We start from the raw sequence: 14458 nt of genomic DNA, 5'->3' as shown, positions 1-14458 counted from the left end.
GACCCCATCCCCCCATTCAGCCGGACGGTGTCATGAACGCGATCACTCACCAGACCCACGCCTTGTCGATCAACCCCGCCAATGGCGAAACGGTCGGCAGCTACCCTTACGAAACCGCCGCCCAACTGAACGCCGCTCTCGACCGCGCCACCGCCGCCTTCCGCACCTGGCGCCGCCAGCCGGTGAGCCAGCGTGCCGAGTTGCTGCAGGCCCTGGCTGGCGCCTTACGCGATCAAGCCGAAGCGATGGCGCAGATGATCACCCTGGAAATGGGCAAACCCATCGCCCAGGCCCGTGCCGAAATCGAGAAATGCGCACAACTGAGCGAATGGTACGCCGCCCACGGACCGGCCATGCTCGCCCCGGAACCGACCCTGGTGGACAACGGCAGCGCGCAAATCGAATACCGCCCGCTGGGCCCGATCCTCGCCGTGATGCCGTGGAACTTCCCGGTGTGGCAAGTGCTGCGCGGCGCCGTGCCGACCCTGCTCGCCGGCAACACCTACGTGCTCAAACATGCGCCGAACGTGATGGGCAGCGCCTACCTGATGAAAGCCGCGTTCCAAAAAGCCGGTTTCCCTGAAGGCCTGTTCGAAGTGATCAACGTGACCACCGACGGCGTGTCCAGCGCCATCGCCGACTCTCGCATCGCCGCCGTCACCCTCACCGGCAGCGTGCGCGCCGGCATGGCCATCGGCTCCCAGGCCGGTGCCGCGCTGAAAAAATGCGTGCTGGAACTGGGCGGCTCCGACCCGTTCATCGTGCTCAACGACGCCAACCTCGACGCCGCCGTGCAAGCTGCCGTCATTGGGCGCTTCCAGAACAGCGGCCAAGTCTGCGCCGCCGCCAAGCGCCTGATCATCGAGGAAGGCGTGGTGCAAGCCTTCACCGCCAAATTCGTCGAAGCCAGCCGCGCCCTGGTGATGGGTGACCCGACCTCGACCGGTACTTACGTCGGCCCGATGGCGCGCTTCGACCTGCGCGACGAACTGCACGGCCAGGTCCAGGCCACCCTGGCAGAAGGCGCGACCCTGCTGCTGGGCGGCGACAAAGTGCCCGGTGCCGGCAACTACTACGCGCCGACCGTTCTGGCAGACGTCACCGACCAGATGACCTCGTTCAAACAGGAACTGTTCGGCCCTGTGGCCTCGATCATCACCGCCCGCGACGCCGACCACGCCGTGGCCCTGGCCAACGACAGCGAATTCGGCCTCACCGCGAGCATCTTCACCACCGACCCGGCCAAGGCACGCGAGATTGCCGACCAGTTGGAAACCGGCGGGATCTTCGTCAACGCCTTCAGCGTGTCCGACCCTCGGGTCGCGTTCGGTGGCGTGAAGAAAAGCGGGTTCGGCCGCGAGTTGTCACACTTTGGCGTGCGCGAATTCTGCAATGCACAAACGGTGTGGCTCGACCGTCAGTAAATAAGGTGCAGGCGCGAGCACGCTCGCGCCCTGCAACCGCATCGACTACCATACCGCGCCGGTTCCCAAACGGGACTAATAGGGAATCCGAAGCGCGGTACCCCCGCGTCAATCGGAACTGCCCCCGCAACTGTAGATGCCGAGCCTGCTCCTCGATGCCACTGGACCCTGTCCGGGAAGGTTGGAGCGTGGCGACGACGCATCAGTCAGGAGACCTGCCGGCCCAGCAACATCACTGACCGGCGGGGTGTCCGGGAAGGACATCCTTGCCTGCCTGAGCGGCAGCGTTCGAGGGTGGATTTCCGAACCGTACCTCCCCTGTTTCCCAGTACGGTCCCCACGGAGATTGCCCCATGCTGCTACGCACCACCGCCCTGCTCGCCGGCCTGGGCTTCTGTGCCCTGGCCCAAGCGTCCTCCACCCAGTACCCGCTGACCCTCGAAAACTGCGGCAGCACCCTGACCTTCCAGCAGGCGCCCACACGCAGCGTGACCATCGGCCAGGCCGCCACCGAAATGCTCTATGCCTTGGGCGTGGGCAATACCGTGGTCGGCACCTCGCTGTGGTTCAACAACGTGTTGCCGTCGTTCAAGACGCAGAACGACAAGATCCCGCGCCTGGCCAACAACGAACCCAGCTTCGAAGCCGTCATCGCCAAGCGCCCGCAACTGGTGGCCGCCGAACTGGAATGGGTGGTCGGCCCGCAAGGCGTGGTCGGTACCCGCGAGCAGTTTCACGAGTTGAAAATCCCCACCTACCTGCTGCCTTCCGATTGCGAAGCCAAGGACAACCGGGTGGGCGCCGACGGCACGCGACTGGCGCCGTTTCGCGTCGAGACGATCTATAAAGGCATCAGCCAGTTAGCCGAGATTTTCGACGTGCCGGATCGCGGCCAGCAACTCAACGCCGAACTGCAGGCGCGCCTGGCCCAATCCGTGGCCACCGCGCAGGGCAAGGGCCTCAAGCACGCCAGTGCGCTGGTGTGGTTCTCCAGCGCCGAGATGGCCAGCGACCCGTACGTGGCCGGTCACAAGGGCGTCCCCGAATTCATGCTCGACACCCTGGGCCTGCACAACGTGGTGCAGTCCGATGAAGAGTGGCCCGCCGTGGGCTGGGAAACCCTCGCCAAAGCCAACCCGACCTTCCTGGTGATCGCCCGCATGGACCGCCGCCGCTACCCCGCCGACGACCACGAACAGAAACTCGCCTTCCTGCGCAGCGACCCGGTGACCCGCAACATGGACGCGGTCAAACACAACCGCATCATCATCCTCGACGCCATGGCCCTGCAGGCCAGCGTGCGCACCTTCGATGGCCTGGAACAACTGGCGCACGCCATCGACGGCTACGACCTGCCGAAATGACACGCACCCTGCTCGCCCTCGCCCTGCTGCTGATTGCCCTCCTCGCCGGCGTGGCCATCGGCGAAACCGCCATCGCGCCAAAGGTGGTGTTGCAGGTGCTCGCCAACAAACTGTGGCACGCCGGCTATGTGCTCGACCCCATCGACGAAGGCGTGGTGTGGAACTACCGCCTCACCCGTGCCCTGGTCGCCGCCGCCTGCGGTGCCGGCCTGGCCACCTGCGGGGTGGTCCTGCAGTCGTTGCTGCGTAACCCGCTGGCCGACCCCTACCTGCTGGGCATCAGCGCCGGCGCCTCGACCGGCGCGGTGCTGGTGGTGTTGATGGGCGTGGGCGGCGGATTGGTGTCGTTGTCGGCGGGCGCCTTCGTCGGCGCGATGGCGGCGTTTGCGCTGGTGATTCTGCTCGCGCGGGCCAGCGGCGCGTCCAGCGGCACCGGGCAGATCATCCTCGCGGGCATCGCCGGTTCGCAGTTGTTCAATGCGCTGACCGCGTTCCTGATCACCCAGTCGGCCAGTTCCGAACAGGCGCGCGGCATCCTGTTCTGGCTGCTGGGCAACCTCAGCGGCGTGCGCTGGCCGTCGGTGTGGCTGGCGGTGCCGGTGGCGGTCGTGGGGCTGGCGGTGTGCCTGTGGCACCGGCGGGCGCTGGATGCGTTCACCTTTGGCAGCGACTCGGCGGCGTCCCTGGGTATTCCGGTGCGCCGCGTGCAAGTGGTGTTGGTGGCCTGCGCGGCACTGGTCACCGCGGTGATGGTGTCGATTGTCGGCGCCATCGGCTTTGTCGGCCTGGTGATTCCCCACGCCGCGCGCCTGCTGCTGGGCACCGGACACTCGCGCCTGTTGCCGGCGAGTGCGTTGGGCGGTGCATTGTTTTTGATTGCGGCGGATGTGCTGTCGCGCACCCTGGTCAAGGGCCAGGTGATTCCGGTGGGGGTGGTAACGGCATTGGTCGGCGCGCCGGTGTTTGCGCTGATCCTGATCGGCCGAAGGAATGCGCGATGACGGTGCTCAGTTGTACGGGGCTGGGATTCAAGGTGCGCGAGGCCGAGTTGCTGCGCGATATTCACCTGCAGGTTCGATCCGGTGAAACCCTGGGGATCGTCGGCCCGAACGGCTCGGGTAAATCCACCCTACTCAAGTTACTCGCCGGCTTGCGCACACCGGGCAGCGGCGAAGTGCGCCTGGGCGGCGAGCGGCTGAGCGGCCTCTCCCGACGCACCATCGCGCAACAACTGGCGGTGGTGGAACAACAGGCCGACACCGACGACGCCATCCGCGTCTTCGATGCCGTGGCGCTGGGGCGCACGCCGTGGCTGTCGGCGCTCAGCCCCTGGTCCGATGAAGACCAGCGCATCGTCCACCAGGCCCTGCACGACGTGGACGCCAGCCACCTGAGCCAACGCGCCTGGCGCAGCCTCTCCGGCGGCGAACGCCAACGCGTGCACATCGCCCGCGCCCTGGCGCAACGGCCGCAGATCCTACTGCTGGATGAGCCGACCAATCACCTGGACATCCAGCATCAACTGGCGATCCTCAAGGGCGTGCAACGCTTGCCGGTGACCACCTTGATTGCCCTGCATGATCTCAACCAGGCGCTGACCTGCGACCGCCTGGCCGTACTGGATCACGGACGCTTGGTGGCGCTGGGCAAGCCGCTGGAGGTGCTGACACCGCAACGCTTGCACGAAACGTTCGGCGTGCAGGCGCATTACCTGACCGACCCGTTCGACGGCGCGCAAATCCTGCGCCTGCGCCCGATTTAAAAATGAATGCCCCCCACCTGTGCCTGAACCTGAACCCGTAGGAGCGGCCGTGTTCTTTCAGCCGTGTCACAGCTATCAGCGGTTATTGCGCAAGATCGAAAAATTCAACGCCGCCGCCACGCACAGCCACGCCAGGTAAGGGAACAGGATCAGGCCGGTGATCAGGTCCAGGCGCACGGCCAACGCCACCATCGCCGCCACGGTGATCCACAGCAGCACGATGATCACCATTGCCGCGAGCAACCGGTGCGCGCCGAAGAACACCGGGGTCCACAGTGTGTTCAAGGCGATTTGCGCGGCCCACAGCGCCAGCACCGTTTGGCTGCCAGGGATCAGGCTCAAGCGATAACCGGCCCAGGCCAACAGCAGGTAGATGATCGTCCAGGCCAGCGGGAACACCCAGTTGGGCGGGGTGAAGCCGGGTTTGACCAGGGACGCGTACCAGGCGCCGGGTTTGAAGAGCATGCCGGTGCTGGCGGCGGCGGCGCAGGCCAGGAGGAAAATAAAGAAGGTCATCGTGCGTCCTTGGCTGAGGGTCAGCGGTGTGGGGTGGGGTGGGAAAGCGTTGTTCCGTGTCTCTTTCAATGACTCGAACCGGCACACAAAAATTCAATCGACCATGGCCATCCGCGCAAGCGGGTGCCTCTTCTTCCAGTCATCAAAATTCGCTAAGGTGCCCCACACCTTAGTCCGAGTTCATCCTCTTGGCCCACGCCTCCACTCGCCCCTGGTCGGTGTTCCTGATCTTCCTGCGCCTGGGCCTGACCTCCTTCGGCGGCCCGATCGCGCACCTGGGGTATTTTCGCGACGAGTTCGTCACCCGGCGGCGTTGGCTGAGCGAGCGCAGTTACGCCGAACTGGTCGCCTTGTGCCAATTCCTCCCCGGCCCGGCCAGCAGCCAGGTCGGCATCGCCCTGGGCCTGTCCCGCGCGGGCTATGCCGGGGCGGTCGCCGCCTGGATTGGGTTCACGTTGCCGTCGGCCATCGCCTTGATCCTGTTTGCCCTGGGCCTCGCCCACTATGGCGCCGCGATACCTGGCGGCGCGCTGCATGGGCTTAAAGTCGTCGCCGTGGCCGTGGTGGCGCAGGCCGTGTGGGGCATGGCGCGCAACCTGTGCCGGGGCGTGGCGCGGGTCACGCTGATGCTGATCGCCGCGTGCCTGGTGCTGCTGGAACCGTCCGCCTGGGCCCAGGTCGGGGTGATCGCCGCTGCGGGCCTGGCTGGCCTGCTGCTGTTCAAGCCCGCGGCGAATACCGAGCCCGACACACTGCCCATTCCCATCAGCCGCCGCACCGGCGCGCTGTGGCTGGGGCTGTTCCTGCTGTTGCTGGCGGGCCTGCCGATCCTGGCCGACGGGTGGCCCAGCCCGACCTTGACCCTGGTCGATGCGTTCTACCGCACCGGCTCCCTGGTGTTCGGCGGCGGCCATGTGGTGCTGCCGCTGCTGCAAGCCCAAGTGGTGCCGCCACAGTGGGTGAGCAATGACGTGTTCCTCGCCGGCTACGGCGCTACTCAAGCGGTCCCCGGCCCGCTATTCACCTTCGCCGCCTTCCTCGGCGCCTCGATGCACCAGGCCCCGAACGGCTGGCTCGGCGGCGTGATCGGCCTGCTGGCGATCTTCGCGCCGTCGTTTCTACTGATATTCGGCGCCTTGCCCTTCTGGGCCAGCCTGCGCCACAGCCCCCACACCCAGGCGGCGCTGGCCGGGGTGAACGCGGGGGTGGTGGGCCTGTTGTTGGCGGCGCTGTATCAGCCGGTGTGGACCAGCGCGATTCTGAGCGCGTACGACTTCGCCCTGGCGTTGCTCGCACTGGTCGCCCTGATAGCCTGGAAGCTACCGCCGTGGCTGGTGGTGATCGGCTGCGGCGTGCTGGGCGGGTTACTCGGCTGAACCCGCCCCCCCCCCAACCCCAACGATAACGCAGCGCCCCGAGGCAAAATCCGAATCCCTCAACACACCTTGCCCCATTGCCTACGCCTGCGTCAGAATCTGCCGGCTTGTGCGTTGAGGTGGCCGTCTCTAAGGTGGCTCGGTCGCCGACATCTCGGTGATCGGGTTTAGTAGCCCACGGTTTAACCTAACAAGTGCATAAGCTTCATCTGTCAGGCATTCCTGTCTGTGCTTGATGGTGGCTGTGCGCAGGGCGCCTTCGGGTGCGCCGGTTTTGTTAGGTTCCACCGGTCTACTAACCTGCGTACAGCTACCGCCTTATTGTTTAGTAGCGATCAGGTGGTGGCCTCAAGCAAGGAACTTAACAATGGTTAACGATTCAACCACCCTCTTCACCGTCGCCCCCCAACGCCAGCGATGAAACCCTCATCGCCAACAGCCACGAAACCTTCAACAGCGTCAGCACCCTGCTGCTCGACCTGTCCGAAGACCTGTCCGGCAAACACCGCGACATCGCCCTGGCCATTCATCAACTGAGCGAACTGGGCGTGCTCCTCACCGCCCGACTCCTCGACCGCGCAGCACCCTGCTGCGCTTAACGCCTAGCCCTTCAACTCACCCGCCCGATTGCTCGCCGCATCGTCATAAGCCACATACAGCGACTCGGCAATTTGGCTTTTGATGGCTTTGGTGGACTCCAGGCCCAGCACAAAACCTTCGGCCTTACCGCCCGCACGGTTGAGTTCTTCAGGAGTGGACGCGCCGGTGATGGCGTCGAGGAGCTTGGCGGCGTGAGGGCCGACGCCTTTGGGAAGGGAGATTTGGTCGATGGTCATTGCGATACCTTTGAGAAAAATGATCGGTAGCGCGTGCAACCACTGCCGGTGGCGCATGGTAGACCTGTTCGTCGATAAAAGGGCTGTTATCTATCGGCCCAGGGTGTGTAAAAACAGACCAGCCAACGGCACTGAACCAAGGATCTCCTTGCTGGATCTGCTAGAAGTTTCCCTGAGTGAAGCTGAGGTTTTTAAGTGGCACCGGCCGAAGGTTCGAATTCAGTTTTGCGCAAGTCACAGATGTCAATCTCAGGCGCATGGGGTGTATCCGTATTCTTATGAGCTACCGGCGCGGCGCTGTGGCCGCAGCCGTCACACCCTGCGCAGCGAGGACGATATCTGCTGCTCGTTCGGCGATGACCACGCACGGCGCCATCGTGTTGCCAATGGTAATTCGCGGCATGATCGAAGCATCAGCGATGCGCAGTTTATCGATGCCGTACACGCGCAGTTGATGGTCGACCACCGACATCGCATCTCGGCCCATTTTTGCGGTGCAGGACTGGTGCCAGTAAGTCACGGCTGAGTTGCGGATGAACTGCTCCATAGCGCGATGTTCTTTCGGCCCGGGTACAACTTCGCGTTTGACCAGCCCGTTGAAGGCTTCGCTGTTACCGAGCGCCCTGCACAGGTCAATCGACGCATACGCCGCGGCCATATCCTCGGGCGCGCTCAGCGAGTTCGGCTCAATGAATGGGACATCCAGTGGCCCGGCACCCGACAGGCGCAAGCGTCCTCGACTGGCAGGCCTGGCCAGCCCAGCGAACATAGTCCAGCCATGTTGTGGCGGCTCAATCGCGACCTCAGGCGGCGAGGGTACCGCAAACGCCAGTTGACACTGCAACAGGTCCGGGACATCCAGGCGACTGTCGCTTTTCCAGTACAAGGTGGTTTCGCACCCGCCGCTACCGACTGCCTGGGGGCGTAGGTACTCCCACGTACAGCCAAAGGCGAGATGGTCCTGAAGATTCTGACCCACGCCGGGAAGATGATGGGTCGGTGCGATGCCGTGGTTTCGCAGTTCATCTTCCGGGCCGATTCCCGATTGCATGAGCACCTTGGGTGTCTGCACCGCGCCCATGGACAGGATGACCTCGGCTGCGGCATAGAAGCACTGCCGTTCGCCGGCAATCATCACTTCGACACCGATAACCCGCGTACCGATAAGCAATAGGCGAGTCACCAATGCCCCTGTCAGAACCGTCAAGTTCGGATAGTGCAACCGTGGCCGGATGTAGGAGTCGTAAACAGATTCGCGCTTACCCTGGTTAATGCGCAGGTCGGTGATAGCGATCCCGCCCGGGCCTTCCATCATCTCGCCATTGGGACTGTCGAATCGGGGGATACCCAGACGGCTGGCCGCCTCCAACGTTGCCCACGCGAGGGGTTCAGGCGTGACCGGCTGTTCGACATGCACGGGGCCACCTGAACCACGCCGAGTGGCATCAGGGCTGCCTTGCCAGTTCTCGATCCTGCGGTAGTAATTGAGTACCGAATCGTAGCCCCAGGCCGGGTCGCCGGACTCGGCAGCGAAATGGTCCCAATCGGAGCGGTGCCCGCGCGACCAGACCATCACATTGATGCTGGAGCCACCGCCGAGTCCCTTACCCATGCTCAGGGATAGCCGTCGACCATTGAGGTGCCGATTGGCTTGCCCCACGAATGCCCAGTCGCGCTTTGAACCGAGGTTCATCGGCCATTGCGCCGGTTCGACAACCTCAGGGCCCCAGTACCCCTCGCCTGCTTCAATCAGCAAGACACGTGCGCTGTTCTGATCGGCGAGTCGGGCTGCGACCACGCAGCCCGACGTACCAGCGCCGCACACAATAAAGTCATAGTGTTGATCACGCAGATGATTCATGCGCACGCTCCGTACCGATGCAGCGATTGAGTTTGCGGTTATCAGTGGCGTCATTTCCCTGCGATCATTTCTCGCCAACGCTGTGCACTGCCTTGAGAATCACTGCGGCGACCTCGGCCGGCTGTGACTGCTGGGGAACATGGCTGGTGTGCACCTCTGCAAGGGTGGCACCGATACGCTTGGCGGCAGAGCGCTGGACGTCCGGGTGGATCATCCGGTCTTCTGTGGCTAGCAGATACCAGGACGGTTTGGCCTTCCAGGACGACACGGTGGTTTTATCGTCAAAGGCAGATGCCTTGATGGGACCTTGCGTGGCGGTCATGACGGCGGTCTGCGCTGCTGGGAGATCCTGGGCGAAGTCCTTGGCCATGCCTTCCGGCGTCAAATAGAGAAAGCCGTTGCCGTCTGCCTTGATCTGACTGATGCCAGGGGGCGTGGGCGCGCCTTTACCCTGTTCGCCGCTGGTTTGCCCGGCCTCCGGCGCGAAGGCGGCGACATACACCAGCGCGCGGACCTTCGGGTCGCTACCGGCCTCGGTAATCACGGTGCCGCCCCAAGAGTGCCCGACTAGAACCACCTTGCCCTGCTGGTTGCTCAACACGCGGCGCGTAGCGGCAACATCGTCGGCCAGTGAGGTGAGCGGGTTCTGCACAACCGTAACGGCCACCCCTTGGGCTTGGAGCAATGGCACCACTTTGGCCCAATCGGAGCCGTCGGCGAACGCGCCGTGTACGATCACCACGGAGGGCGTTGTATCCTGCGCATGACTGGCGCTTGCGATGAAGGCGCCGGCCAGGGCAAAGGCGGCGGTAGCGATTTTCGATTTGAATGTTTTCATTGGATGAGCTCCTGTTCGGGAGTTCAAATTCTGCTGACTGGCCTGCGGTGTGGGCATCGGTCAATTATCCGACCCTGGGACATTTTTCATGGATGGTGTGTTGCAACTGGACATCTCCCTGGGCGGGGCGCTGGCGACGATCGCCCAGATCGGTGACCTCAGCATGGGACAACCCCTCGGTCATTCCCGACGTGTTGCCGCACTGGCGCGGATGCTGGCGCAGGCCCGGCACGGCGACGGTGAGCATCTCAAGGTAGCGGAACAGGTTGCCTTGCTGCGCTGGTCCGGTTGCACCGCCAATGCCGAAGGCTTTGCGGATCTGCTGGGCGACGACGTCGACGGCCGCCGCGCGATGCTCGATTTGACGCTGGGCAATGAGCAAATGAACGCGGTGCATCAGGCAACCCCGCTTGCCGTCGTGCACTGTGAGGTGTCTGGAGCAATCGCCAAAACCCTCCAGCTCGGTGCCGCCGTCGAGGCAGGCTTGTGTCGCGTGTTCGAAACCTACGACGGCACTGGCCGGCCACTGGGCCTGACCCATGAGCACATTCCGGAGGTCGCCTATCAGGTAGTACTTGCAGGTGACCTGGATATTCTCAGTCGTGCGCACGGCCTGGACGCAGCGCTACGCTGGATCAGAGAGCAGTCGGATCGGCGCTATCCCGCGTCACTGGTATCGTTGCTTCTGGGCAACGCAAAGGACTGGCTGGCGGATTTGGAAACGCTTTCGAAAACGGTTGACCACGCGCATGAGCAGCGTTGTGTCTCACTGACGTTGGTGGGAGACATCATCGACTTGAAGCTCCCGTGGTTGGCAGGGCATTCGCGGCAGGTCGCGCAGGTCGCCGTGGAGGCTGCACGCCTGTGGGGGCTGCGGGAGTCCACTTTGATAGAAATTGGCAAGTCCGCGCTCATCTACGGCCTCGGCCGGGCCGCCGTTTCGAACCACCTTTGGAATACCGCCGGGTCGCTGCCATACGGCGCTGCGGAGCGGGTGCGCCTTGTCCCTTACTGGACGCAACAGGCGCTTAGACCTATCACTGAACTGGCCGTGCCCGCAGAGATTGCATCCCATGCCTATGAACGGCTCAACGGCAGTGGCTATTTTCGAGGCGTGGCGGGTGATGCGCTGTGTGCCGAGCATCGCCTGTTCGCCACATCGGTCGCCTGGGTCGCGCTAAGGGAAGCCAGGCCATGGCGGTCGGCCCACGGCGAAGCGGATGCCGCCAGGTTACTCAAACAGGATGCTGGCAGTGGCCTGTTCGACAACGATATTTGCGAAGCAGTAATTGCCGCCGCCGGTGGTAAGCGTCGGATGCGTCAACCGAAGGCTTCGATACTCACGACTCGCGAGTGCCGCATCCTGCTGGAGATCAGCCGTGGCGCCAGCAACAAGCAGGTGGCGCGGCTGCTGGACATCAGTCCGAGCACGGTTCGCACGCACATGGAAAGCATCTTTCGCAAACTGGAATGCTCGACCCGGGCAGCCGCTACCTTGAAGGGACTGACACTGGGATTGATCGCCTGAGCCTGGTCCGGGTCAAGCCTGGATCATGCGAGCCCGTCCTGGACGGCTTGACTGGCGCGTGCCAGGTCGATGAATGCCTTGGCTGCCGCGCAGGGGTTGCGGCGGTTCGGGTAGTACAGGCACAGCTTGTCTCTGGGCGGTGTCCAGTCTTCCAGCGTCCGCACGAACTGTCCGGCACGGATTTCATCGTGAACGTCCTGCTCCATGAAAAAGCCGAGCCCCATGCCTTCCTGCACCGCAAGCTTGACCACGCTGGATTCATCCAGCGTAAGCGGCCCGCTCACGTCGAGACGAATCACTTCTGCGTCCCGCTCGAAATGCCACGGGAAAATCGCCCCATTCGGCAGTCGAACGCGGATGCATCGATGCTGGAGCAGCTCGGAGGGCGTTCGCGGTTTGCCGTGTTTTTCGAAGTACGCCGGCGAACCGACCACAGCGTACCGTTGCGGCTGGCCGAGAGGGATCACAATCATGTCATTCGGAACGAGGCTGGCTGAGCGCACGCCGAAATCGAAGCCGTCAGCAACGATATCGACCAGACGGCCTTCGGTCACGAGGTCGATGTGTACTTTCGGATGATGCTGCAGGAACTCCATCACCAGTGGCAGGAGCGCCGATCGGGCAGCGCTGGCGAACGCATTGATACGCAGCGTGCCCGAAGGCCCGGCGTTATGTGATCGCACTGCATCGAGTGCAGCACGCAAATCCTGCAAGGCTGGCCCCACCTGCTCCAGAAAGATCCTGCCCGCTTCGGTGATGGCCACGCTACGGGTAGTGCGATTGAACAGCCGCGATTCGAGGCGGGCTTCCAGTTGGGCAATGGTGTTGCTCAACGCGGTGGCGGAGACGCCGAGATCGAGAGCGGCTTGCCGAAACGAGCCCCTGCGTGCGACCGCTATAACAGCGTCCAGCTCACTGAGGCCTAAACGATCTTGTGGCATTTATTGTCCTGAATTTCGGGATTGGTCATAAAGGTTTGTCCCAGTTGAGCAAACTATCCGTCAGGCAGCAAGATCGCTCCAGGAAATCCATCCAGGAGATCAGCAAATGAGCTTTCAGCGTGGCAGCGTTGTTGAGACGGACTTTGACATCGGCAGTGGAGGCGGCCTGGTTGCTGCCGAATGCTCGCCACCTCAAGCATGTGATGCATGGCTGAGGCTGGCCGCACGCGGCGAGCACCCGGTTCAACCGCCGGGTGGGCTATTACTCACCGGGCGAGAGTGTCGCATCCTCAGGGAGATCAGCGCTGGCGCCAACAACAAACAAGTGGCGAGGTTACTGGAAATAAGCCCGAGCACCGTTCGCACGCACGTGGAAAGCATCTTCCGGAAGCTGGAATGCTCGACTCGAGCGGCCGCCACCTTCAAGGCCGCGAAACTGGGGTTGATCTCCTGATGCTCGGCACGGATGGATGCCTCATTGCATCAGGCTCACGCACAACAGTGCACAAGATCGCTTCATACAACCCGATTCTGGAGAACGAAAACATGACACCTCAACTTCCCGACGTCGTGCAGACGTACTTCGCGGTCAGCAATGGTGGCGATGCAGCGCAACTTGCGAGCTGCTTCCACTCTGACGCCACGGTTTGCGATGAGAGAAAAACATACGAAGGAATAGCTGCCATCGAAGCCTGGCAACGGGAGGCACGCAGCGCTTTTATCTACCACGCCCAACCACTGCAAGCCCTGCAAGGGCAGGGCAAACTGACAGTCATTGCGAACCTTGTTGGGAATTTCCCCGGTAGCCCGGTTCAACTGAGTTACGTCTTCACGCTGGAGGGCGGTCGAATCCGCTCCCTGGAGATCACGCCATGCTGAATCTGGGTTTGGCTGGCAAGCGGGTCCTGGTCACCGGTGGCACCAAAGGCATCGGCAAGGCTGTCGTCGAGTTGTTACTGGCCGAAGGCTCGAAGGTCATTACCTCGGCCCGGCAGGTGGACGTTGAAATGCCGGGCGCTCTTCTGATTGCGGCAGACCTTTCGACCCGGGAAGGTTGTGACGTGCTGATCGCCGCGATCCAACAACGGCTGGGGGGCGTGGACATAATGATCCATGTCCTGGGTGGTTCGTCGGCACCCGGCGGCGGTTTTGCTGCGCTGGACGAGGAACAGTGGCAACGAGAGCTCAGCCTGAACCTGTTGCCGGCGGTGCGCCTCGATCGCGCCTTGCTCCCGGGTATGCTGGAGCGCAAGGAGGGGGTCGTCATCCACGTCACCTCCATCCAGAGTCGGCTGCCACTGCCGGAAGCTACAACCGCTTACGCGGCGGCCAAGGCTGCGCTTTCGACGTACAGCAAAAGCTTATCGAAAGAGGTTTCGCCCAGAGGCATCCGTGTGGTTCGGGTTTCGCCGGGCTGGGTTGAAACCGAAGCGTCGGTCGCATTCGCCGAGCGACTCGCGCAGGAGGCAGGTACTGATTATCAAGGTGGTAAACAGATCATCATGAAAGCACTTGGAGGTATCCCGCTCGGCCGCCCGTCGACGCCTTCCGAAGTGGCTGACCTGATCGGTTTCCTGGCTTCGCCGCGAGCGGCATCTATCACGGGCAGTGAGTTTGTGATCGACGGCGGGACAGTACCAACGGTTTAGCCGCCCGTGCGCCCAGGTTCTCCTGTGGTGAATCCACCGGTCATACGCCCGCCGCTGAACTCGCTGTAAGTGGCGCCGTAATCGACGAAAGTCCAACCAAATACACGGCCGTAAAAGGCCTTGCTTCGGGCGATGTCGACAACATTGAACTCGATGTTGTCGATCTGACGGTCTCTTCCTTGAATGCCCATTGAGGTTTCCTTGGCTGATGGGGAGAACGCGAGTCTAGGACATTCGACCCTGCCTATGTGCATGCGCTTGGCGACTACGGCGTTTGGGCGGACAACGTCCAAGACGGCCTGGCTTCGCACCACGCGCAGGCTCCGAGCAACCTCCTCCCCCTGATCGGTAACCCGCCGGTCA

At 63.1% G+C, this 14458-nt stretch carries 13 protein-coding genes, 3 pseudogenes and 1 riboswitch; of the genes and pseudogenes, 10 read left to right on the top strand and 6 right to left on the bottom strand.

Going from position 1 to position 14458, the window contains the following annotated elements:
- Nucleotides 1–32 precede the first annotated feature (32 nt).
- The 4 genes from ACLH0J_RS14125 to ACLH0J_RS14110 all read left to right on the top strand — a co-directional run bounded on the left by ACLH0J_RS14125 (nucleotide 33) and on the right by ACLH0J_RS14110 (nucleotide 4550).
- Nucleotides 33–1424: an aldehyde dehydrogenase family protein gene (locus tag ACLH0J_RS14125; protein ID WP_411392457.1), complete on the top strand. Its 1392-nt coding sequence runs from the start codon at nucleotides 33–35 to the stop codon at nucleotides 1422–1424.
- A 42-nt stretch (nucleotides 1425–1466) separates the two neighbouring features.
- Nucleotides 1467–1662: riboswitch (cobalamin riboswitch) on the top strand.
- A gap of 115 nt (nucleotides 1663–1777) precedes the next feature.
- On the top strand, nucleotides 1778–2788 hold the full coding sequence (locus ACLH0J_RS14120; RefSeq protein WP_411392456.1) for an ABC transporter substrate-binding protein: 1011 nt from the start codon (nucleotides 1778–1780) through the stop codon (nucleotides 2786–2788).
- The gene (locus ACLH0J_RS14115) at nucleotides 2785–3789 is read left to right on the top strand and encodes a FecCD family ABC transporter permease (RefSeq protein WP_411392455.1); all 1005 of its coding nucleotides are present in this window, start codon (nucleotides 2785–2787) and stop codon (nucleotides 3787–3789) included. The genes ACLH0J_RS14120 and ACLH0J_RS14115 overlap by 4 nt, the downstream gene beginning before the upstream one ends.
- Nucleotides 3786–4550 (top strand): ABC transporter ATP-binding protein, encoded by a 765-nt coding sequence (locus ACLH0J_RS14110; RefSeq protein WP_411392454.1) that lies wholly within the window; start codon nucleotides 3786–3788, stop codon nucleotides 4548–4550. The genes ACLH0J_RS14115 and ACLH0J_RS14110 overlap by 4 nt, the downstream gene beginning before the upstream one ends.
- A gap of 75 nt (nucleotides 4551–4625) precedes the next feature.
- Here the strand turns inward: ACLH0J_RS14110 and tspO are convergent, their stop codons facing one another.
- The gene (gene tspO, locus ACLH0J_RS14105) at nucleotides 4626–5066 is read right to left on the bottom strand and encodes a tryptophan-rich sensory protein TspO (RefSeq protein ID WP_411392453.1); all 441 of its coding nucleotides are present in this window, start codon (nucleotides 5064–5066) and stop codon (nucleotides 4626–4628) included.
- Between the two features lie 188 nt (nucleotides 5067–5254).
- On the opposite strand from tspO, the gene chrA reads away from it, so the two are divergent.
- Together chrA and ACLH0J_RS14095 are read left to right on the top strand one after the other, a co-directional pair.
- Nucleotides 5255–6442 (top strand): chromate efflux transporter, encoded by a 1188-nt coding sequence (chrA, locus tag ACLH0J_RS14100; RefSeq protein ID WP_411392452.1) that lies wholly within the window; start codon nucleotides 5255–5257, stop codon nucleotides 6440–6442.
- Nucleotides 6443–6809: 367 nt separating this feature from the next.
- Nucleotides 6810–7041, top strand: a pseudogene (locus ACLH0J_RS14095) (DUF6124 family protein).
- 3 nt (nucleotides 7042–7044) lie between these two features.
- Here the strand turns inward: ACLH0J_RS14095 and ACLH0J_RS14090 are convergent.
- The 3 genes from ACLH0J_RS14090 to ACLH0J_RS14080 all read right to left on the bottom strand — a co-directional run bounded on the left by ACLH0J_RS14090 (nucleotide 7045) and on the right by ACLH0J_RS14080 (nucleotide 9977).
- Nucleotides 7045–7278 (bottom strand): hypothetical protein, encoded by a 234-nt coding sequence (locus ACLH0J_RS14090; protein WP_411392451.1) that lies wholly within the window; start codon nucleotides 7276–7278, stop codon nucleotides 7045–7047.
- Between the two features lie 283 nt (nucleotides 7279–7561).
- Entirely contained in the window at nucleotides 7562–9139 is a 1578-nt protein-coding gene (locus tag ACLH0J_RS14085; RefSeq protein WP_411392450.1) for a GMC family oxidoreductase, read from the bottom strand.
- Between the two features lie 64 nt (nucleotides 9140–9203).
- The gene (locus tag ACLH0J_RS14080) at nucleotides 9204–9977 is read right to left on the bottom strand and encodes an alpha/beta hydrolase (RefSeq protein ID WP_411392449.1); all 774 of its coding nucleotides are present in this window, start codon (nucleotides 9975–9977) and stop codon (nucleotides 9204–9206) included.
- 88 nt (nucleotides 9978–10065) lie between these two features.
- On the opposite strand from ACLH0J_RS14080, the gene ACLH0J_RS14075 reads away from it, so the two are divergent.
- Entirely contained in the window at nucleotides 10066–11505 is a 1440-nt protein-coding gene (locus ACLH0J_RS14075) for an HD domain-containing phosphohydrolase (protein ID WP_411392448.1), read from the top strand.
- A gap of 23 nt (nucleotides 11506–11528) precedes the next feature.
- On the opposite strand, the gene ACLH0J_RS14070 is transcribed toward ACLH0J_RS14075, so the two are convergent.
- Nucleotides 11529–12446, bottom strand: a complete 918-nt coding sequence (locus tag ACLH0J_RS14070; protein WP_411392447.1) for a LysR substrate-binding domain-containing protein — start codon at nucleotides 12444–12446, stop codon at nucleotides 11529–11531.
- 193 nt (nucleotides 12447–12639) lie between these two features.
- Between ACLH0J_RS14070 and ACLH0J_RS14065 the strand changes: the two are divergent.
- The 3 genes and pseudogenes from ACLH0J_RS14065 to ACLH0J_RS14055 form a co-directional block, all read left to right on the top strand.
- Nucleotides 12640–12900 (top strand): annotated as a pseudogene (locus ACLH0J_RS14065) (response regulator transcription factor); the annotation flags it as partial.
- Nucleotides 12843–13325, top strand: a complete 483-nt coding sequence (locus ACLH0J_RS14060) for a nuclear transport factor 2 family protein (RefSeq protein WP_411392446.1) — start codon at nucleotides 12843–12845, stop codon at nucleotides 13323–13325. The pseudogene ACLH0J_RS14065 and the gene ACLH0J_RS14060, both read left to right, overlap by 58 nt.
- A complete protein-coding gene (locus tag ACLH0J_RS14055) occupies nucleotides 13319–14095 on the top strand; it encodes an SDR family oxidoreductase (protein ID WP_411392445.1) in 777 nt (258 codons plus the stop codon). The genes ACLH0J_RS14060 and ACLH0J_RS14055 overlap by 7 nt, the downstream gene beginning before the upstream one ends.
- Here ACLH0J_RS14055 and ACLH0J_RS14050 read toward each other — a convergent pair.
- A pseudogene (locus ACLH0J_RS14050) lies at nucleotides 14095–14286 on the bottom strand (VOC family protein); the annotation flags it as partial. The gene ACLH0J_RS14055 and the pseudogene ACLH0J_RS14050 overlap by 1 nt on opposite strands.
- Between the last annotated feature and the right edge of the window lie 172 nt (nucleotides 14287–14458).

It is taken from the genome of Pseudomonas sp. MPB23, from assembly GCF_046605395.1.
Taxonomy (GTDB): Bacteria; Pseudomonadota; Gammaproteobacteria; order Pseudomonadales; family Pseudomonadaceae; genus Aquipseudomonas.
The sequence above is the reverse complement of the archived record's forward strand: the minus strand, read 5'-3'. Positions and strand labels throughout refer to the sequence as shown.